This is a genomic window from Pseudomonas sp. GW821-FHT12A04, from assembly GCF_058807755.1.
The window spans coordinates 549206-567268 of sequence record NZ_JBXAQZ010000002.1 but is presented as its reverse complement, the minus strand read 5'-3'; the positions used below and the strand labels follow the sequence as shown (position 1 = coordinate 567268).

Annotated in this window: 17 protein-coding genes; 11 read left to right on the top strand and 6 right to left on the bottom strand. The window is 60.3% G+C overall.

All coding sequences use genetic code 11. From position 1 onward, the window contains the following. From dgcA to AC1RS8_RS05400, 3 genes are all read right to left on the bottom strand, one after another. On the bottom strand, nt 1-1965 hold a 1965-nt coding region (gene dgcA / locus AC1RS8_RS05410), incomplete at its 3' end, for a dimethylglycine demethylation protein DgcA (protein ID WP_493162463.1). A 15-nt stretch (nt 1966-1980) separates the two neighbouring features. Beyond that, nucleotides 1981-2511, bottom strand: a complete 531-nt coding sequence (locus AC1RS8_RS05405) for a DUF5943 domain-containing protein (RefSeq protein ID WP_008048169.1) — start codon at nt 2509-2511, stop codon at nt 1981-1983. A 78-nt stretch (nt 2512-2589) separates the two neighbouring features. Continuing rightward, nucleotides 2590-3567, bottom strand: coding sequence for a dipeptidase (locus AC1RS8_RS05400; RefSeq protein WP_032829497.1), 978 nt, complete (start codon nt 3565-3567; stop codon nt 2590-2592). A gap of 236 nt (nt 3568-3803) precedes the next feature. Here AC1RS8_RS05400 and AC1RS8_RS05395 point away from each other — a divergent pair, with 236 nt between their 5' ends. Further along, nucleotides 3804-4205 (top strand): lysozyme inhibitor LprI family protein, encoded by a 402-nt coding sequence (locus AC1RS8_RS05395; RefSeq protein ID WP_218494728.1) that lies wholly within the window; start codon nt 3804-3806, stop codon nt 4203-4205. 61 nt (nt 4206-4266) lie between these two features. Continuing rightward, a complete protein-coding gene (locus AC1RS8_RS05390; protein WP_493162462.1) occupies nt 4267-4683 on the top strand; it encodes a DUF3010 family protein in 417 nt (138 codons plus the stop codon). A gap of 129 nt (nt 4684-4812) precedes the next feature. Here AC1RS8_RS05390 and AC1RS8_RS05385 read toward each other — a convergent pair whose 3' ends face one another. After that, nucleotides 4813-5757, bottom strand: a complete 945-nt coding sequence (locus AC1RS8_RS05385) for a GlxA family transcriptional regulator (RefSeq protein WP_057712988.1) — start codon at nt 5755-5757, stop codon at nt 4813-4815. A gap of 223 nt (nt 5758-5980) precedes the next feature. Between AC1RS8_RS05385 and AC1RS8_RS05380 the strand changes: the two genes are divergently transcribed. From AC1RS8_RS05380 to AC1RS8_RS05355, 6 genes are all read left to right on the top strand, one after another. Then, nucleotides 5981-6925, top strand: a complete 945-nt coding sequence (locus AC1RS8_RS05380; RefSeq protein ID WP_340313386.1) for a choline ABC transporter substrate-binding protein — start codon at nt 5981-5983, stop codon at nt 6923-6925. Between the two features lie 96 nt (nt 6926-7021). Further along, a complete protein-coding gene (gene cdhC / locus AC1RS8_RS05375; RefSeq protein ID WP_057712986.1) occupies nt 7022-7909 on the top strand; it encodes a 3-dehydrocarnitine:acetyl-CoA trimethylamine transferase CdhC in 888 nt (295 codons plus the stop codon). 144 nt (nt 7910-8053) lie between these two features. Then, a complete protein-coding gene (locus AC1RS8_RS05370; RefSeq protein ID WP_090451847.1) occupies nt 8054-9019 on the top strand; it encodes an L-carnitine dehydrogenase in 966 nt (321 codons plus the stop codon). 153 nt (nt 9020-9172) lie between these two features. Continuing rightward, nucleotides 9173-9649, top strand: coding sequence for a thioesterase family protein (locus tag AC1RS8_RS05365; protein WP_090451849.1), 477 nt, complete (start codon nt 9173-9175; stop codon nt 9647-9649). A gap of 13 nt (nt 9650-9662) precedes the next feature. Then, nucleotides 9663-10826 (top strand): gamma-butyrobetaine dioxygenase, encoded by a 1164-nt coding sequence (locus AC1RS8_RS05360; RefSeq protein ID WP_154909899.1) that lies wholly within the window; start codon nt 9663-9665, stop codon nt 10824-10826. 367 nt (nt 10827-11193) lie between these two features. Next, nucleotides 11194-11460, top strand: coding sequence for a hypothetical protein (locus AC1RS8_RS05355; protein WP_007995656.1), 267 nt, complete (start codon nt 11194-11196; stop codon nt 11458-11460). Between the two features lie 95 nt (nt 11461-11555). Here the strand turns inward: AC1RS8_RS05355 and gbdR are convergent, their stop codons facing one another. Then, complete coding sequence (gene gbdR / locus AC1RS8_RS05350) at nt 11556-12659, bottom strand: choline metabolism transcriptional regulator GbdR (protein ID WP_007975492.1); 1104 nt, start codon at nt 12657-12659, stop codon at nt 11556-11558. A gap of 540 nt (nt 12660-13199) precedes the next feature. Then, on the bottom strand, nt 13200-14576 hold the full coding sequence (locus AC1RS8_RS05345; RefSeq protein WP_489339370.1) for an L-serine ammonia-lyase: 1377 nt from the start codon (nt 14574-14576) through the stop codon (nt 13200-13202). 435 nt (nt 14577-15011) lie between these two features. On the opposite strand from AC1RS8_RS05345, the gene AC1RS8_RS05340 reads away from it, so the two are divergent. The 3 genes from AC1RS8_RS05340 to choV all read left to right on the top strand — a co-directional run bounded on the left by AC1RS8_RS05340 (nt 15012) and on the right by choV (nt 18046). Then, nucleotides 15012-15959 carry a choline ABC transporter substrate-binding protein gene (locus tag AC1RS8_RS05340; protein WP_057712981.1) on the top strand — a complete coding sequence of 316 codons (948 nt, stop codon included), beginning with the start codon at nt 15012-15014 and terminating at the stop codon, nt 15957-15959. A gap of 66 nt (nt 15960-16025) precedes the next feature. After that, complete coding sequence (gene choW / locus AC1RS8_RS05335) at nt 16026-16871, top strand: choline ABC transporter permease subunit (RefSeq protein ID WP_057716544.1); 846 nt, start codon at nt 16026-16028, stop codon at nt 16869-16871. Beyond that, nucleotides 16868-18046 carry a choline ABC transporter ATP-binding protein gene (choV, locus tag AC1RS8_RS05330; protein WP_047534342.1) on the top strand — a complete coding sequence of 393 codons (1179 nt, stop codon included), beginning with the start codon at nt 16868-16870 and terminating at the stop codon, nt 18044-18046. The genes choW and choV overlap by 4 nt, the downstream gene beginning before the upstream one ends. The last annotated feature ends 17 nt before the right edge of the window (nt 18047-18063 follow it).

The following is an 18063-nucleotide window of genomic DNA, read 5'->3' as shown; positions in this document are numbered from 1 at the left end:
ACCGCTCTGTTCCAGGCAAGGTTGCGGCTTGATCGCGAACAAGGCTTCGACGTCGATCTGGCCTTTGTTGCGCGAGCCTTCCTTCAGCGCGTAGTAGATTTCTTCGTCCGGACGCACGCCGTTTTCCACGACCACCTGGTCAACCACCCGCTCCTCTTTGGCGCCGGTGTATTCGTTTTCCAGTACCGCTACGAGCTTGTCGCCTTCGCGGTAGACCTTCTCCAGCATCATGTCGCCGGTCATGATCACTTCTTTCGGATACATGCTGCGGTAGTAAGTCGGGAACGACGTACCGCCAATCGCCACACCAGGCTTGATGTCGTCGGTCACGATCTCGACCTGGCTGCCCTTGTCGGCGAGGAAGTCGGCGGTCGACATGCCGGTGAACTCGCAAATGGTGTCGTAGACCAGCACGTTCTTGCCCGGTGCCACCTTGCCATCGAGGATGTCCCAGCTGCTGACCACCAGGCCTTCAGCCGCGCCCCAGTGTTCGTTCTGCTCGATGAACGGATGACCGCCGACGGCCAGCACCACCACGTCCGGACGCAGGTCCATGATGGTTGGCGCGTCAGCCGCGGTGCCCAGGCGCAGGTCGACTTTCAACCGCGCCAGTTCCAGTTGATACCAGCGGGTGATACCGGCGATCTGGTCCCGTTGCGGGGCTTTCGATGCGGTGGTGATCTGCCCGCCGATGAATTCCTTTTTCTCGAACAGGGTCACATCGTGGCCACGCTCGGCGGCCACGCGGGCGGCTTCCATCCCGGCAGGACCGGCGCCGACCACCACCACCTTGCGTTTCACGCCAGTGGTTTTTTCGATGATGTGCGGCAGGCCCATGTATTCACGAGAAGTCGCGGCGTTCTGAATGCACAGCACATCCAGACCCTGATACTGACGGTCGATGCAGTAGTTGGCACCGACGCATTGTTTGATCTGGTCGATCTGGCCCATTTTGATCTTGGCGATCAGGTGCGGGTCGGCGATGTGCGCGCGGGTCATGCCGACCATGTCGACGTAACCGCCTTCCAGGATACGTGTGGCCTGGTTAGGGTCCTTGATGTTCTGCGCGTGCAGCACTGGAACCTTGACCACTTCCTTGATACCGGCAGCCAGATGCAGGAACGGCTCCGGCGGATAACTCATGTTCGGAATCACGTTGGCCAGGGTGTTGTGGGTGTCGCAACCCGAACCCACGACGCCGATGAAGTCGAGCATGCCGGTATCGTCGTAATACTTGGCGATCTGCTTCATGTCTTCGTGGGATAGACCATCCGGGTGGAACTCGTCACCGCAGATGCGCATGCCCACGCAGAAATCGTCACCGACCTCGGCGCGTACGGCTTTCAAGACTTCCAGACCGAACTTCATCCGGCCTTCGAAGGTGCCGCCCCATTCGTCGGTACGCTTGTTGACCCGTGGGCTCCAGAACTGGTCGATCATGTGCTGATGCACCGCCGACAGTTCGACACCGTCCAGGCCACCGGCCTTGGCGCGGCGGGCCGCTTGAGCGTAGTTGCCGACCACCCGCCAGATCTCTTCCGGCTCGATGGTTTTGCAAGTGGCACGGTGCACCGGCTCGCGCACGCCTGACGGCGACATCAGCGTCGGCCAGTTGAAACCGTCCCAACGCGAGCGGCGGCCCATGTGGGTAATCTGGATCATGATCTTGGCGCCGTGCTTGTGCATGGCGTCGGCAAGATTCTGGAAGTGCGGAATGATGCGGTCGGTGGACAGGTTCACCGAACTCCACCATTCCTGCGGGCTGTCGATGGCCACCACGGACGAACCGCCGCAAATCGCCAGGCCGATACCGCCCTTGGCTTTCTCTTCGTAATACTTGACGTACCGGTCGGTGGTCATGCCGCCGTCGGTGGCATAGACCTCGGCGTGCGCGGTGCTGAGCACGCGGTTGCGGATGGTCAGTTTGCCGATCTGGATCGGCTGGAACATTGCTTCGAAAGCCATGGCGGGTTCCTCGACTTACAACGGCTTGACGGTGAACAAGCCGTCTTCGTGGCCCTCTTCGGAGCCACCGTAGACTTGTTCGGCCACGGTGCGGATCTTGCTGCCGCGAGCGGCGAGGATCTGATCCATGGCCCCTGCAAACCAGCCAGTGAACATGTAGTCGACCTTGCGCCCGACCTTGCCGTACACGTAGACGAATGCCGAGTGTTCGAGCTTGACGCTGGCGGTGCCTTTGTCGAGGTCGATGTCCTGGATCTTGAACAGGCCCCAGCCGCGCTGCGACAGGCGCTTCATGTAGTGCTCGAACACCGCGACACCTTCCAGGCCGTGGCATTCGGCTTCTTTTTCACACCAGTGCCAGGCGGACTTGTAGCCGGCCTTGTAGAGGATTTCGGCATAGGCTTCAGCGCCCAGCACTTCCTCGATGCCCATGTGGTTGTTGACGAAGAAATGGCGCGGCACGTACAGCATCGGCAGGGCGTCGGAGGTCCAGACACCGGTTTCGCTGTCGACTTCGATTGGCAATTGCGGGGCGATCTTGGCCATGGAAACTTAACTCCAGAAAAATTTTGGTGTTGCCCCCGGCGCGGGCGGCCGGGGGAAAGGATTCAGAGGTGCAGCGGCTTATTCGCCCCAGACATCTTTCAAGACGTTGACCCAGTTCTCGCCCATGATCTTGCGTACCACGCGCTCGGAGTGGCCGCGTTTGAGCAGGGTCTCGGTCAGGTTCGGGAACTCGCCCACGGTGCGGATGCCCAGCGGGTTGATGATCTTGCCGAAACTGGTCAGGCGGCGGGCGTAGCCCTTGTCGTGGGTCAGGTATTCGAAGAAGTCCTGGCCATGGCCCTGGGTGAAGTCGGTGCCGATGCCGATGGCGTCTTCGCCGACGATGTTCATCACGTACTCGATGGCTTCGGCGTAGTCGTCGATGGTCGAATCGATGCCCTTGGCCAGGAACGGCGCGAACATGGTCACGCCGACAAAGCCGCCGTGGTCGGCGATGAACTTCAGTTCTTCATCGGACTTGTTGCGCGGGTGCTCTTTGAGCCCCGATGGCAGGCAGTGGGAGTAGCAGACCGGTTTCTTCGACTCGAGGATGACTTCTTCGGAAGTCTTGGAACCGACGTGGGACAGGTCGCACATCACGCCAACGCGGTTCATCTCGGCGACGATTTCGCGACCGAAGCCCGACAGGCCGCCGTCACGCTCGTAACAGCCGGTGCCCACCAGGTTCTGGGTGTTGTAGCACATCTGCACAATGCCGACGCCCAGCTGCTTGAAGACCTCGACATAGCCGATCTGGTCTTCGAAAGCGTGAGCGTTCTGGAAGCCGAACAGGATGCCGGTCTTACCCTGCTCCTTGGCTTTACGGATATCGGCGGTGGTGCGCACCGGGATCACCAGGTCGCTGTTCTCGCGAATCAGCTTCTGGCTCGCGGCGATGTTGTTGACGGTGGCCTGAAAGCCCTCCCACACCGACACGGTGCAGTTAGCCGCCGTCAGACCGCCCTTGCGCATGTCTTCGAACAGTTCACGGTTCCACTTGGCGATAATCAGCCCGTCGATAACGATGCTGTCGGCGTGCAATTCGGCTGGGCTCATCAGGCTGTCCCCTTGTTAGCGATTCATGCGCCGAATCGTGTGCCGGCGCTTTGGGGCCAGCATATGCCTCGGTGCAGGGGCAGCCGGGTGCAAAAACGACAGGGGGTTTGCCGAAAGCGTCAATCCGCGACAAAGGGTCGTTACCAGGCACAATCATCGACCTGTTCAAGGCCCTTGGCTTGGGCCAGAATTCGCCGCATCACTGGATGCTTCACTGGACAAGAGCGGCGACGATAATGAAATCGATCATTCTGGCAATGGCACTGATTGCGACCGGCGTACACGCAGCGGAGGTGGCCGACGACAATCCCTGCGACAAAGTCGAAAACGACATCCAGACCCTCGAGTGCTCGGCCTTCAGCAAAACCTCCGCCGAAGACCTGCTCAAGGAAAACCTCCAGGGCCTGACCGAGCGCATGCAGTCGCAATACGGCAAAAACCCGTCGCAACTGGCCGACATCACCGCCAAGATCAAAGCCGCCCAACAGCAATGGCTGAAGACCCGCGACGCAGACTGCGCCGTCGAAGCCTTCCCGGCCACCAACGGCAGCAAGGCGCTCACCATTGCCCAGAACGATTGCATTGCACGGATGAGCGACGAGCGGTCGGAGTTTTTGGAGTCGATTGGGCAGGAGTGATCCGTTCCCCAGCCAGCTTGAGCTGTAAGCTGCACACCCTCTGTCACTAATGGGATTGAACATGAAAGTCTGCGGCATCGAAATCAAAGGCAGCGAAGCGATCATCGCCGTGGCCACGCTGGACGGTCAGGCGCTGAGCCATGTCGCGCTCGCCACCAAGAAAATTGCCCTGGACGATGACGACGAGGCCGCCAACGTCAAAGTATTCGCCGCTCAGGTCGCTTCGTTTGTCCGTGAGAATTCCATCGACCGCATTGCGATCAAGAAACGCAGCAAGAAAGGCGAGTTCGCTGGCGGGCCAACGACCTTCAAGATCGAGGGGGTTTTCCAGTTGCTGGAGAATTGCGAGGTGACCTTGCTGTCGCCGCAGACCATCAATGCCCAAGCCAAAAAGCACAATTTAGAGCTGCCGGGAACGCTGAACAAGTATCAGCATGAGGCTTACAAGGCTGCGTGTTCGGCATTGGTGAAGAAGTAAATAAACTTCCGGAACACCAATAACCTGTGGGAGCGAGCTTGCTCGCGATGGCGGTAAGGCAGTCGACATCTATGTTGAATGTGCCGACCTCATCGCGAGCAAGCTCGCTCCCACAGGTTTCTCGGGGGTTTATGCCTTGGCGGTGCGTCGATCCTCCCGCGGGCACCGCTCATACTTCGCCCGATAACTGCGGGTGAAATACGACGGCGATTCAAACCCGCAGGCAATGCTCACTTCCAGCACGCTCATGTCAGTCTGGCGTAGCAACTGCCGGGCCTTTTCCAGCCTTAATCGCAGGTAGAAATTGCTCGGCGTGTCGTTCAGGTGCAGGCGAAACAGGCGCTCCAGCTGCCGCCGCGTCACCTTGATCGATTCCGCCAGCTCCAGCGTGCTCAGTGGCGGTTCGCTGTGCTGCTCCATCTCGCCAATCACGTGAACCAGCTTCTTGTTGCTGATGCCATAACGCGTGGCGACTTCCATGCGCTGATGGTCTTTGCGCGGGCGGATGCGGCCAAGCACGAATTGCTCGCTGACCTGGATCGCCAGCTCCGGGCCATGGGCCTGGGCGATCAGATCCAGCATTAAATCAATAGAGGCGGTGCCGCCAGCAGAGGTGATGCGACGGCGGTCGATCTCGAACAGTTCCTGGGTGACGCTGAGCTGTGGATAAGATTCCTTGAACGCGTCGATGGCTTCCCAGTGCAGGGTCAGGCGATGGCCGTCGAGCAAACCCGCCTCGGCGAGGATGAAGCTGCCGGTGTCGATGCCGCCGAGAGTCACGCCTTCGTGGTCCAGGCGGCGCAGCCAGTGTTCCAGCGCCGGGGTGGTGAACTTCAGGGGCTCGAACCCGGCCACCACCAGCAGCGTCACGCCTTTTTTCAACGGTTCCAGCGCCGCATCGGCGTTGACCGACATGCCGTTGCTCGCCAGCACCGCCCCGCCATCGGCGCTCAGCACATGCCAGCGATACAGCTCGCCACGAAAGCGATTGGCCACCCGCAACGGCTCGATGGCCGAGATAAATCCGATGGCCGAGAAACCCGGCATCAACAAGAAGTAGAAATCCTGGGACATGGAGCGCACTCGCTTAGCAGGTAACAAGAGGCCAGGTAACGAGAGGGCGGGCAGCGTAGGGATGTTGATACGCCAGTTGCGAGCGGCATTCAAGAGCACAGGTCGCTGCAGTGCAAGAGCTGGTCGCCGCAGTGCGCTTTCATCGGTGCTTTGCTGCGTAACTTGGCATCACCGGCGCATCAGACACCGGAACTCACAATAACGAACTGCCGAGGAACCTGAGATGAAACGACTGATCAGCAGCTGTGTTCTTGCACTCAGTGGTACCGCGTTACTGAGCGCCAGTGTCATGGCCGCCGAACCCGCCGCGTGCCAGAACGTGCGCATGGGTGTAGTGAACTGGACCGACGTGATCGCCACCAGTGCCATGACCCAGGTATTGCTCGACGGCCTCGGCTACAGCACCAAACAAACCAGCGCCTCCCAGCAAATCATCTTCGCCGGGATCCGCGACCAGCGTCTGGACCTGTTCCTCGGTTACTGGAACCCGCTGATGACCCAGACCATCACCCCGTTCGTCGACGCCAAGCAGGTCAAGGTGCTTGATGCGCCAAGCCTGCAGGACGCCCGCGCGACCCTCGCCGTGCCGACCTACCTCGCCGACAAGGGCCTGAAAACCTTCGCTGACATCGCCAAATTCGAAAAAGAACTGGGCGGCAAAATCTACGGCATCGAGCCTGGCTCGGGCGCCAACACCCAGATCAAGGCGATGATTTCGAAGAACCAGTTCGGCCTCGGCAAGTTCCAGCTGGTCGAGTCCAGCGAAGCCGGCATGCTCGCCGCGGTGGATCGCGCCGTGCGTCGCAACGAAGCCGTGGTGTTCTTCGGCTGGGCGCCGCACCCGATGAACGTCAACGTGAAAATGACCTACCTCACCGGCAGCGAAAACGCCCTCGGCCCGAACGAAGGCAAGGCCACCGTGTGGACCGTCACCGCACCGACATACGCCGAACAATGCCCGAACATCGGTCGCCTGCTGAGCAACCTGACGTTCACCGCCGAAGACGAGAGCCGGATGATGCAGCCGCTGCTGGATCACAAGGACGCTTTCGAGTCGGCCAAACAATGGCTCAAGGATCACCCGCAGGACAAAAAACGCTGGCTTGAAGGCGTCACCACCTTCGATGGCAAACCGGCGGCTGAAAACCTGAAACTGACCAGTAAATAAACCCGATAGAACCACCGGCTCGCAGCCCCCAACGGGCTGCGAACGGGATCACCACGCCCGGCCAAAACCAAAAACTCGCCTGTAAGGAACCGCCAAATGAACCACGACGTCATCATCACCTGCGCACTCACCGGTGCTGGCGACACGACCGCCAAGAGCCCACACGTGCCGGTCACCCCGAAACAAATCGCGGCTGCCGCCGTGGAAGCTGCCAAGGCCGGTGCCACCGTGGTTCACTGCCATGTGCGCGACCCGCAAACCGGCAAGTTCAGCCGTGATGTGGCGCTGTATCGCGAAGTGATGGAGCGCATCCGCGAGGCGGACGTGGACATCATCGTCAACCTCACCGCCGGCATGGGCGGCGACCTGGAAATCGGCGCTGGCGAGAACCCGATGGAATTCGGCCCGAATACCGACCTGGTCGGCCCGCTGACCCGCCTGGCCCACGTCGAAGAACTGCTGCCGGAAATCTGCACCCTCGACTGCGGCACCCTGAACTTCGGCGACGGCGACACCATTTACGTCTCCACCCCGGCCCAACTGCGCGCTGGCGCCAAACGCATCCAGGAACTGGGCGTGAAAGCCGAGCTGGAAATTTTCGACACCGGCCACCTGTGGTTCGCCAAGCAGATGATCAAGGAAGGCCTGCTCGACAACCCGTTGTTCCAGCTGTGCCTGGGCATCCCTTGGGGCGCGCCGGCGGACACCACCACCATGAAAGCCATGGTCGACAACCTGCCGGCCGACGCGGTCTGGGCCGGTTTCGGTATCGGTCGCATGCAGATGCCGATGGCGGCACAAGCAGTGTTGCTCGGCGGCAACGTGCGGGTCGGGCTGGAAGACAACCTGTGGCTGGACAAGGGCGTGCTGGCGACCAACGGCCAACTGGTCGAGCGCGCCTCGGAAATCCTCAGCCGCCTCGGTGCCCGCGTCCTGACCCCGGCTGAAGGCCGAGCAAAAATGGGCCTGACCAAGCGCGGTTGACCCTTACACACTTTCCCCCTGTGGGAGCGAGCCTGCTCGCGATGACGTCGGTACATCCGAAGCATCATCTGCGGCAGGAATACCGCCATCGCGAGCAGGCTCGCTCCCACAGTTTTTTTTCCGAGCCAAATTCAGGAAATCGCCATGAGCTTTATCACCGAAATCAAAACCTTCGCAGCGTTAGGCAGCGGTGTCATCGGCAGTGGTTGGGTATCCCGCGCCCTCGCCCATGGCCTGGATGTAGTGGCTTGGGACCCGGCCCCCGGTGCCGAAGCGGCCCTGCGCAAGCGTGTCGCCAACGCTTGGGGCGCACTGGAAAAACAAGGTTTGGCACCGGGTGCATCGCAGGATCGCCTGCGTTTTGTCGCGACCATCGAAGAGTGCGTGCGCGATGCCGATTTCATCCAGGAGAGCGCCCCGGAACGGCTGGAGCTGAAACTGGACCTGCACAGCAAAATCAGTGCGGCAGCCAAGCCCAATGCGTTGATCGGCTCCAGCACCTCTGGCCTGTTGCCGAGCGAGTTCTACGAGAGTTCGACGCACCCGGAACGCTGTGTGGTCGGTCACCCGTTCAACCCGGTTTACCTGCTGCCACTGGTGGAAGTGGTCGGCGGTAAAAACACCGCCCCTGAAGCGGTGCAAGCGGCCATGAAGGTCTATGAATCCCTGGGGATGCGCCCGCTGCACGTGCGCAAGGAAGTGCCGGGGTTCATCGCCGACCGCCTGCTCGAAGCACTGTGGCGTGAGGCGCTGCACCTGGTCAACGACGGCGTGGCGACCACCGGTGAAATCGACGATGCAATCCGCTTCGGCGCCGGCTTGCGTTGGTCGTTCATGGGCACGTTCCTGACTTACACCCTGGCCGGCGGCGATGCCGGCATGCGTCACTTCATGGCGCAGTTCGGCCCGGCGTTGCAATTGCCGTGGACCTACCTGCCGGCGCCGGAGCTGACCGACAAACTGATCGATGATGTGGTCGATGGCACCAGCGATCAACTGGGCAAACACAGCATTTCGGCGCTGGAGCGCTATCGTGATGACTGCCTGCTGGCGGTGCTGGAGGCGGTGAAGACCACCAAAGAGAAGCATGGGATGGCCTTCAGCGAGTAAGCCCAAGCTTTGGGGCCAGCAGTGCTGACCCCATCGCGAGCAAGCTCGCTCCCACATTTGATCGCAGGTGTCTGATACAACTCGGTCACCTGTGGGAGCGAGCTTGCTCGCGATAGCGGCAGTCCGGTCACCACACAAATTGGATCAGAAACCATGCCCACCCTCACCACCTACCAAACCACCATCATCCCCGACTGGGTCGACTACAACGGCCACCTGCGCGACGCCTTCTACCTGCTGATTTTCAGCTACGCCACCGATGCCCTGATGGATCGCCTGGGCCTGGACAGCAACAGCCGCGAGGCCAGCGGCAACTCGCTGTTCACCCTCGAACTGCACCTCAATTACCTGCACGAGGTGAAGCTCGACGCCCAGGTCGAAGTGCACACCCAAATCATCGCCCACGACAACAAGCGCGTGCACCTCTATCACAGCCTGCATCTGGTGGGTGATGCCCGGGAACTGGCTGGCAATGAACAGATGCTGCTGCACGTGGACCTCGCCGGGCCGCGTTCGGCACCGTTCAGCGAGCAGTCCTTGAGCCAGCTGCAAGCCATCGTCGCCGAACAGGCGGACCTGCCAGCGCCCGAGTACATTGGCCGAGTGATCGCATTACCCCAAAAAAAATAACAAGGAGATCGCCATGAACACCGCCGCTGCCTTTGCCGACTTTCGTACCTATCCGTTGATCAGCGCGCTGACTGCCGTGCAGACCCTGGCGGACCGTGTTCTGGTGAAGTGGGCCGACAATCGCGTCAGCCCCTTCCACCATCAATGGCTGCGAGACAATTGCCCGTGCCCGCAGTGCGTCTACACCGTGACCCGCGAGCAAGTGCTGGAAATCGTCGATGTAGCTCAAGACTTGATCCCTGACCAAGTGCACATCGACACCGAAGGTTGCCTGTCGGTTGATTGGCAGGACGGCCACAGCAGCCGCTTCGACCCCGGCTGGCTGCGCGCCCACGCCTATGACGACGAGTCCCGCGCCGAGCGCCAGGCACGCAAGCCAAAAGCCAGGCTTTGGCACAGTAATTTGCAGTTGCCGGTATTCGAGTATCAGGCGCTGATGAACGACTCTGACGCCTTGTTGCAATGGTTGTTGGCGGTACGGGATGTCGGATTGACCCAAGTCCGTGGCGTGCCCACCGAACCCGGCTCTCTGAAGCTGATCGCCCAACGGATTTCCTTCATCCGCGAGAGCAATTTCGGCGTGCTGTTCAACGTGCAATCCAAGGCCGACGCCGACAGCAACGCCTACACCGCGTTCAACCTGCCGCTGCACAGCGATTTGCCAACCCGGGAGTTGCAACCGGGGCTGCAATTCCTGCATTGCCTGGTCAATGACGCCGAGGGTGGCGAGAGCATTTTTGTCGACGGCTTTGCCATTGCCGACGCCTTGCGCCGGGAAGACCCCGAATCTTTCAAAAGCCTCTGCGAAATCCCCGTGGAGTTTCGCAACAAGGACCGTCACAGCGACTACCGCTGCCTGGCACCGATCATTGCCCTGGATACGTTGGGGCAGGTGTCGGAAATCCGCATGGCCAACTTTCTGCGCGGCCCCTTCGATGCTTCGGTGGAGCAGATGCCCAAGTTGTATCAGGCCTACCGGCGCTTTATCGCGATGACCCGCGAGCCCCGCTTCAGGCTGATGCAGAGGCTCAATCCCGGTGAGCTGTGGTGCTTCGACAACCGCCGCACCTTGCATGCGCGCAATGCCTTCGATCCCGCCACTGGGGCGCGGCATTTCCAGGGCTGCTATGTCGACCGGGATGAGTTGTTGTCGCGGATTCTGGTGTTGCAACGCTGAACCGCGTCATCGTTCATCGCGAGCAAGCTCGCTCCCACAGGGATTGCTAATAACCTGTGGGAGCGAGCTTGCTCGCAATGGCGCCAGTGCAGACACCTCCCATCTCCCGGATTCACAGGCAAAAAAAACCCCGATCAAGCCGTGACAGGATCGAGGCAGAGGGTACTGTTGAGGAGCTGCCGTGCGAGGGTGACCAAACCTTCGTGAAGCGAGCTGAGTCCAGTGTGCCCCCTCCTTTGGCCGGCAAGTTGCCCGAAAACGACCTGTTCATAGCCAATGCTGCCATTGCGACAATTCGCCCTTGCCGACACCCGGCACCCCTACCAGAATCGAACCAAGACACCGTTCCCTGAAGAAGGATTGCGTCATGATGCACGCCGATTTGATAGACCAGGAAGACCTGTTGGGCCAGCTCAAGTCGTTGGGCTTCGAGGTGCCCACCGGCGCCACCGCCGAGCAAGCCTGCGAGTGTGCGGTACGAGGTTTGAACGATGTACGGGCGATGACCCTGCGGACCATGGTCAAACAGATGTACACCAGCAGCGCGACCATCCTGCCGGCGGTACGCCAGGCGATCGACAAGCAGTTGTTGCCGGCGCTGGCGGAGTATCAGCAGAGCCACACAGGCCGATAAACAGCCTTCGCGAGCAAGCTCGCTCCCACATTAGATCTGTGTCGTTCACAAAACCAATGTGGGAGCGAGCTTGCTCGCGATGAAGGCGCCTCGGTCTAGAGCCTTACACTGGCAAACGTAGACTCATTACGCGCCTGGCTCAGCGCCGACAACGGCCCGGACAACGGCGACAGCACCAGCGCTTGAGGCAACGGCATCATCGCCACCTGCTGGGTGGTGTTGGACCCTACACGCTCGTCACGTGGCGGAATGCCGAAGTATTCGCGGTAGCACTTGGAGAAGTGCGGCGTGGACACAAACCCGCACACCGAAGCCACTTCGATGATCGACATCGGCGTTTGCTTGAGCAGCTGTCGCGCGCGGATCAGGCGCAGCTTGAGGTAGTAACGCGACGGCGAGCAGTGCAGGTACTTCTGGAACAGGCGTTCGAGCTGACGACGGGACACCGCGACATACACCGCCAGTTCGTCCAGGTCGATCGGCTCTTCAAGATTGGCCTCCATCAACGCGACGATTTCCTGCAACTTCGGCTGGTTGGTGCCGAGCATGTGCTTGAGCGGCACGCGCTGGTGATCCTGCTCGTTGCGGATGCGCTCGTAGACGAACATTTCCGAAATGGCCGCCGACAGTTCACGTCCGTGATCGCGACTGATCAGGTGCAGCATCATGTCCAGCGGCGCGGTGCCGCCGGAGCTGGTGAAGCGGTTACGGTCGAGGGTGAACAAGCGGGTGCTCATCGCTACACGCGGGAAAGCTTCCTGCATCGCCGCCAGGCATTCCCAGTGCACGCTGCAATCGAAACCATCGAGCAGGCCGGCGCAGGCCAGGGCCCAGCTGCCGGTGCACACCGCGCCGAGGCGGCGGGACTGGCGAGCCTGGCTTTGCAGCCATGACACGTGTTCCCGGGTAACGGTGCGCTGGATGCCGATGCCGCCGCACACGATGACGGTGTCCATCGGCGGGGCTTTGTGCATGGAAGCGTCGGGGGTGATTTGCAGGCCGTCACTGGCCCAGACCTGGCCGCCATCGACGGTGAGGGTGGTCCAGCGATAAAGCTCGCGACCGGACAACTGGTTGGCCATGCGCAGCGGTTCCACTGCGGAGGCCAGAGAAATCAGCGTGAAATTGTCCAGCAGCAGAAAGCCGATGGATTGAGGCGCACGGTTCTGGGGTTGGGCCCCGGAGTTGAACGTCGTCATCGCGGTATCTCCTCACACAAAGCGGGTGATGGCCTCAGGCGGAGGCTCTTTTTATTGCCATCGTTCTCGCGTGGGAGACGGGCTTTGTAATGACAGAGCAATTGCCATGCCTAAATTTGAATGCGCGTTCAATAACTCCTAAAAACGACGTCGGAATGTGTCTATGTATGTCTTGCAAGGCGTGGGGATTTAAATGGCCATCAGGACTGGCAAGCGCCCCGGCCCACAAGCTGTGAGCAATTCGGTAGCACTTGTGGGAACGGCGTTTCGCCGCATCGCAGAGGAGTGTCACCGCAAGCACGGGTGACGGGTGGTCGAAGGCTGGCTGCCCCTCGATCAGTGGCAAGACGATTTATCTGTAAGCGACGCACTAAAAGATGGCGCGCTTTCGAGCGGGTGTTCACTTAGCGCGCAGTTTTGACTGGTCTGGCGCTATCGCGAGCAAGCTCGCTCCCACAGGGATTTATGGTGTGTCTCACTTCTCCAATCCACACCGAATCCTGTGGGAGCGAGCTTGCTCGCGATGGGGTCAACGCGGTCTCAACACTCCACCGCACTCACCGCCAACCCACCCCGCGATGTCTCCTTATATTTGTCATGCATGTCGGCACCGGTATCGCGCATGGTGCGGATCACCCGATCCAGCGAAATGAAGTGCTGGCCATCACCGCGCAATGCCATTTGCGCGGCGTTGATCGCCTTCACCGCGGCAATTGCGTTGCGCTCGATGCACGGCACCTGGACCAGCCCACCCACCGGGTCGCAGGTCAGGCCGAGGTTGTGCTCCAGACCGATCTCCGCCGCGTTGCACAGTTGCTCTGGCGTGGCGCCAAGGATTTCCGCCAGCCCGGCCGCCGCCATGGCGCAGGCCGAACCGACTTCGCCCTGGCAACCGACTTCGGCACCGGAGATCGAGGCGTTCTTCTTGCACAGGATTCCCACTGCCGCCGCGCCGAGGAAGTAGTCGACGACATTGGCGTCGGTCACGGCCTCGCTGAATTTCATGAAGTAGTGCAGCACCGCCGGAATGATCCCCGCCGCGCCGTTGGTCGGTGCCGTGACCATGCGCCCGCCGGCGGCGTTTTCTTCGTTGACCGCCAGGGCGAACAGGTTGACCCATTCCATGGCGCTCAAGGTCGAGCCGATCACGTTGGGTTTGTTCAGTTCCTGCAGGCTGCGATGCAGCTTGGCCGCGCGGCGGCGCACGTTCAACCCGCCGGGCAGGATGCCTTCGTGTTTGAGGCCCTGTTCAACGCAATCCTGCATGGCGTGCCAGAGCTTCATCAGGCCGCTGCGGATTTCATCCTCGCTGCGCCACACCCTCTCGTTGGCCATCATTAACTCAGCCACGCGCAGGTTGTGTTTTTTACACAGTTCCAGCAGCTCGGCGGCGCTGGAAAAATCATAAGGCAACACCGTGCTGTCGAGGTCGACGACACCGCTGGAGGCCTGCGCTTCATCGACGACAAAACCGCCGCCGACCGAATAGTAGGTGTCGCGATGCAACTCGCCGTCATCACCCTCGACAATCAGGGTCATGGCGTTGGGATGGAATGGCAGGTTCTCGTCGATCAGGCGCATGTCCCGGCCCCAGATGAAGGGCACCGGCAAGCGACCGTCGAGCAGCAGCGTATCGGTCTCGCGCAGGTTGGCGATGCGGATGCCGATTTGCGACGGATCAATCGCATCCGGCCACTCGCCCATCAGCCCCATGATCACTGCATTGTCGCTGCCGTGGCCGATACCAGTGGCCGACAACGAGCCGAACAGCTGGACTTCGACACGCCGCACCTGCTCAAGCAACCCACGCTCGCGCAGGCCCTGCACAAACAACGCCGCCGCCCGCATGGGCCCCACGGTGTGCGAACTGGATGGGCCGATGCCGATTTTGAACAGGTCGAAAACACTGATAGCCATTACTGCCGAACTCCTGGATGGGCCCACTGCGCACGCAAAAACGCACGGTGACGGAGCTGCTACGCTCAAGCTGCAATCCGCCGAGATGACCGCATCATCAAGCTTTTATCGTGTTGTTCGACGTCTCTAACCGACGCACTCATGCCCACCAGCGCCGCGTGTCTTTTACGCCGTGTTTTCGCCGTTTTTTTGCGGTTCAGAAGAGGAAAAGGGCCTGAAAAAATCTGTAAACGACGTCACCGACACTGGATGCGACCATCCCTGTACTGGATACGACGCACCCTGTAGGCGTCAGATTTTCACTGGTACATGATCATATCGACTCGATTGCAAGGCGCTGCGGTAGAGCTGTCTCCAGAACGCCATCCAACCGCAACCTATAAGTGCGGTGGTCCAGTCGGAACACTGCCAAAAAAAACACCAAGGAGTCCATCCATGAAAGGTTCCCCGTCGTTGTTGTTGGCCGCCATGCTTAGTCTGCCGGTTCTGGCGCAAGCCGCAGAACCGGCGCAGTGCAGTACCGTAAACTTCTCCGATGTCGGCTGGACCGACATCACCGCGACTACCGCGACCACCAGCGTCGTGCTCAACGCCCTCGGCTACAAGACCAAGACCACCATGATTTCCGTGCCCGTGACCTACAAGTCCCTGGCCGACGGCAAGAACATGGACGTGTTTCTGGGCAACTGGATGCCGACCATGGAAAACGACATCAAGGCCTACCGCGATGCCGGCACCGTGGAAACCGTACGCACCAACCTCAAGGGCGCCAAGTACACCCTCGCCGTCCCTCAGGCGCTGTACGACAAGGGCCTGCATGACTTCGCCGACATCGCCAAATTCAAGAAAGAGCTCGACGGCAAGATCTACGGCATCGAGCCTGGCAACGACGGTAATCGTCTGATCCAGAGCATGATCGACAAGGATGCCTTCGGCCTGAAGACCGCCGGCTTCAAAGTCGTCGAATCCTCCGAAGCAGGCATGCTGTCGCAGGTCGACCGCGCACAGAAACGCGACACCGCCGTGGTGTTCCTCGGCTGGGCGCCGCACCCGATGAACAAGCGCTTCAAAATTCAATACCTGACCGGTGGCGATGACTTCTTCGGCCCCGACTTCGGTGCTGCCACCGTGGCGACCAACACCCGCAAGGGTTACGCGCAGGAGTGCAGCAACGTTGGTCAGTTGCTGAAGAACCTGGAGTTCACCGTCGACATGGAAAGCGAACTGATGGGCAACATCCTGGACGACAAGATGAAGCCTGACGCGGCCGCCAAGGCCTGGCTGAAAAACAATCCACAGGTGCTCGATACCTGGCTCGCTGGCGTGACCACCATTGACGGTAAACCAGGCCTGGAGGCCGTGAAAGCCAAACTGGCCAAGTAATCGCTTATGCCGGGCGGCCTCGGCCGTCCGGGCTGTTTATTTCCTTGCATGCGGACGTTCACTACCATGCTGATTGATCAGAAAATCCCCTTAGGCCAGTACATCGCGGGCTTCGTTGAATGGTTGACGCAACACGGCGCCAACACCTTCGACGCCATCGCCGTGTCACTGGAAACGATGATCCACGGCGTGACGTTTGCGCTGACCTGGTTCAACCCGCTGGTACTGATCGGCGTAATCGCACTACTGGCACACTTCATTCAACGTAAATGGGGCCTGACAGCGTTTGTCGTTGCCTCCTTTCTGCTGATCCTCAATCTGGGGTACTGGCAGGAGACCATGGAAACCCTCGCCCAGGTGTTGTTCGCCACCCTGGTCTGCGTGATCATCGGCGTGCCGCTGGGCATCGTCGCCGCGCACAAACCGATGTTCTATACTTTAATGCGTCCGGTACTCGATCTGATGCAGACCGTACCGACGTTCGTGTACCTCATTCCTACCCTGACCCTCTTCGGGCTGGGTGTGGTCCCGGGTCTGATCTCCACGGTGGTGTTCGCGATTGCCGCGCCCATCCGCCTGACCTACCTGGGTATTCGCGACGTCCCGGAAGAATTGATGGACGCCGGCAAGGCCTTTGGCTGCTCGCGCCGTCAATTGCTCTCGCGAATTGAACTGCCTCATGCCATGCCAAGCATCGCGGCCGGCATCACCCAGTGCATCATGCTGTCGTTGTCGATGGTGGTGATCGCGGCACTGGTTGGCGCCGACGGTTTGGGCAAACCCGTGGTCAACGCACTGAATACCGCTGATATCGCCCTGGGCTTCGAAGCAGGTCTGGCGATCGTACTGCTGGCGATCATGCTCGACCGAATCTGCAAACAACCCGACGCCAAAGTAGGGGGTGACGCATGAGCATTATTCGCTTCGATAACGTTGACGTTATCTTCTCCAAGGATCCACGCGAGGCACTCAAGCTGCTGGATCAAGGCATGACCCGTAACGAGATCCTGAAAAAGACCGGGCAGATTGTTGGTGTTGAAAAAGCCAGCCTGGACATCGAAAAAGGTGAGATCTGCGTACTGATGGGTCTGTCCGGCTCTGGTAAATCCAGCCTGCTGCGCTGCATCAACGGCCTCAACACCGTCAGCCGCGGCAAGCTGTTCGTCGAGCACGAAGGCAAGCAGATCGACATTGCCTCCTGCACCCCGGCAGAACTGAAAATGATGCGCACCAAGCGCATTGCGATGGTGTTCCAGAAGTTCGCCCTGATGCCTTGGCTGACCGTTCGCGAGAACATCAGCTTCGGTCTGGAGATGCAGGGTCGTCCCGAGAAGGAACGCCGCAAGCTGGTGGACGACAAGCTAGAGCTGGTGGGCCTGACCCAGTGGCGCAACAAGAAACCCAACGAGCTGTCCGGTGGTATGCAACAACGCGTGGGCCTGGCCCGTGCCTTGGCGATGGACGCCGACATTCTGTTGATGGACGAACCGTTCTCGGCGCTCGACCCACTGATCCGCCAGGGCCTGCAAGACGAGCTGTTGGAACTGCAACGCAAGCTGAGCAAGACCATCGTATTCGTAAGCCACGACCTCGATGAAGCCCTGAAACTGGGCAGCCGTATCGCGATCATGAAAGACGGCCGGATCATCCAGTACAGTGTGCCGGAAGAGATCGTGCTGAACCCGGCGGACGACTACGTGCGGACCTTCGTAGCCCACACCAACCCGCTGAACGTACTGTGCGGCCGCAGCCTGATGCGCACCCTGGACAACTGCAAACGCATCAACGGTTCGGTGTGCCTCGATCCGGGCGGCGATTCGTGGCTGGACCTGGCGGAAGGCAACACTATCAAAGGTGCGCGTCAAAACGGTTCTGCTCTGGATCTGCAGAACTGGGTACCGGGCCAGGCTGTTGAAGGCCTGGGTCGTCGGCCAACCCTGGTGGACTCGAACATCGGCATGCGCGATGCGCTGCAGATTCGTTATCAGACCGGCAACAAACTGGTGCTGCACGATAACAACCATGTAGTGGGGATTCTTGGCGACAGCGAGCTGTATCACGCACTGCTCGGCAAGAACCTGGGGTAAGGCAACAGACACAAAAA

Bases quoted from the DNA above. Each gene is read 5' to 3' on its own strand.
- AC1RS8_RS05405 (WP_008048169.1), bottom strand. From the start codon at position 2,511: ATGGCCAAGATCGCCCCGCAATTGCCAATCGAAGTCGACAGCGAAACC.
- AC1RS8_RS05400 (WP_032829497.1), bottom strand. From the start codon at position 3,567: ATGAGCCCAGCCGAATTGCACGCCGACAGCATCGTTATCGACGGGCTG.
- AC1RS8_RS05395 (WP_218494728.1), top strand. From the start codon at position 3,804: ATGAAATCGATCATTCTGGCAATGGCACTGATTGCGACCGGCGTACAC.
- AC1RS8_RS05390 (WP_493162462.1), top strand. From the start codon at position 4,267: ATGAAAGTCTGCGGCATCGAAATCAAAGGCAGCGAAGCGATCATCGCC.
- AC1RS8_RS05385 (WP_057712988.1), bottom strand. From the start codon at position 5,757: ATGTCCCAGGATTTCTACTTCTTGTTGATGCCGGGTTTCTCGGCCATC.
- AC1RS8_RS05380 (WP_340313386.1), top strand. From the start codon at position 5,981: ATGAAACGACTGATCAGCAGCTGTGTTCTTGCACTCAGTGGTACCGCG.
- cdhC (WP_057712986.1), top strand. From the start codon at position 7,022: ATGAACCACGACGTCATCATCACCTGCGCACTCACCGGTGCTGGCGAC.
- AC1RS8_RS05370 (WP_090451847.1), top strand. From the start codon at position 8,054: ATGAGCTTTATCACCGAAATCAAAACCTTCGCAGCGTTAGGCAGCGGT.
- AC1RS8_RS05365 (WP_090451849.1), top strand. From the start codon at position 9,173: ATGCCCACCCTCACCACCTACCAAACCACCATCATCCCCGACTGGGTC.
- AC1RS8_RS05360 (WP_154909899.1), top strand. From the start codon at position 9,663: ATGAACACCGCCGCTGCCTTTGCCGACTTTCGTACCTATCCGTTGATC.
- AC1RS8_RS05355 (WP_007995656.1), top strand. From the start codon at position 11,194: ATGATGCACGCCGATTTGATAGACCAGGAAGACCTGTTGGGCCAGCTC.
- gbdR (WP_007975492.1), bottom strand. From the start codon at position 12,659: ATGACGACGTTCAACTCCGGGGCCCAACCCCAGAACCGTGCGCCTCAA.
- AC1RS8_RS05345 (WP_489339370.1), bottom strand. From the start codon at position 14,576: ATGGCTATCAGTGTTTTCGACCTGTTCAAAATCGGCATCGGCCCATCC.
- AC1RS8_RS05340 (WP_057712981.1), top strand. From the start codon at position 15,012: ATGAAAGGTTCCCCGTCGTTGTTGTTGGCCGCCATGCTTAGTCTGCCG.
- choW (WP_057716544.1), top strand. From the start codon at position 16,026: ATGCTGATTGATCAGAAAATCCCCTTAGGCCAGTACATCGCGGGCTTC.
- choV (WP_047534342.1), top strand. From the start codon at position 16,868: ATGAGCATTATTCGCTTCGATAACGTTGACGTTATCTTCTCCAAGGAT.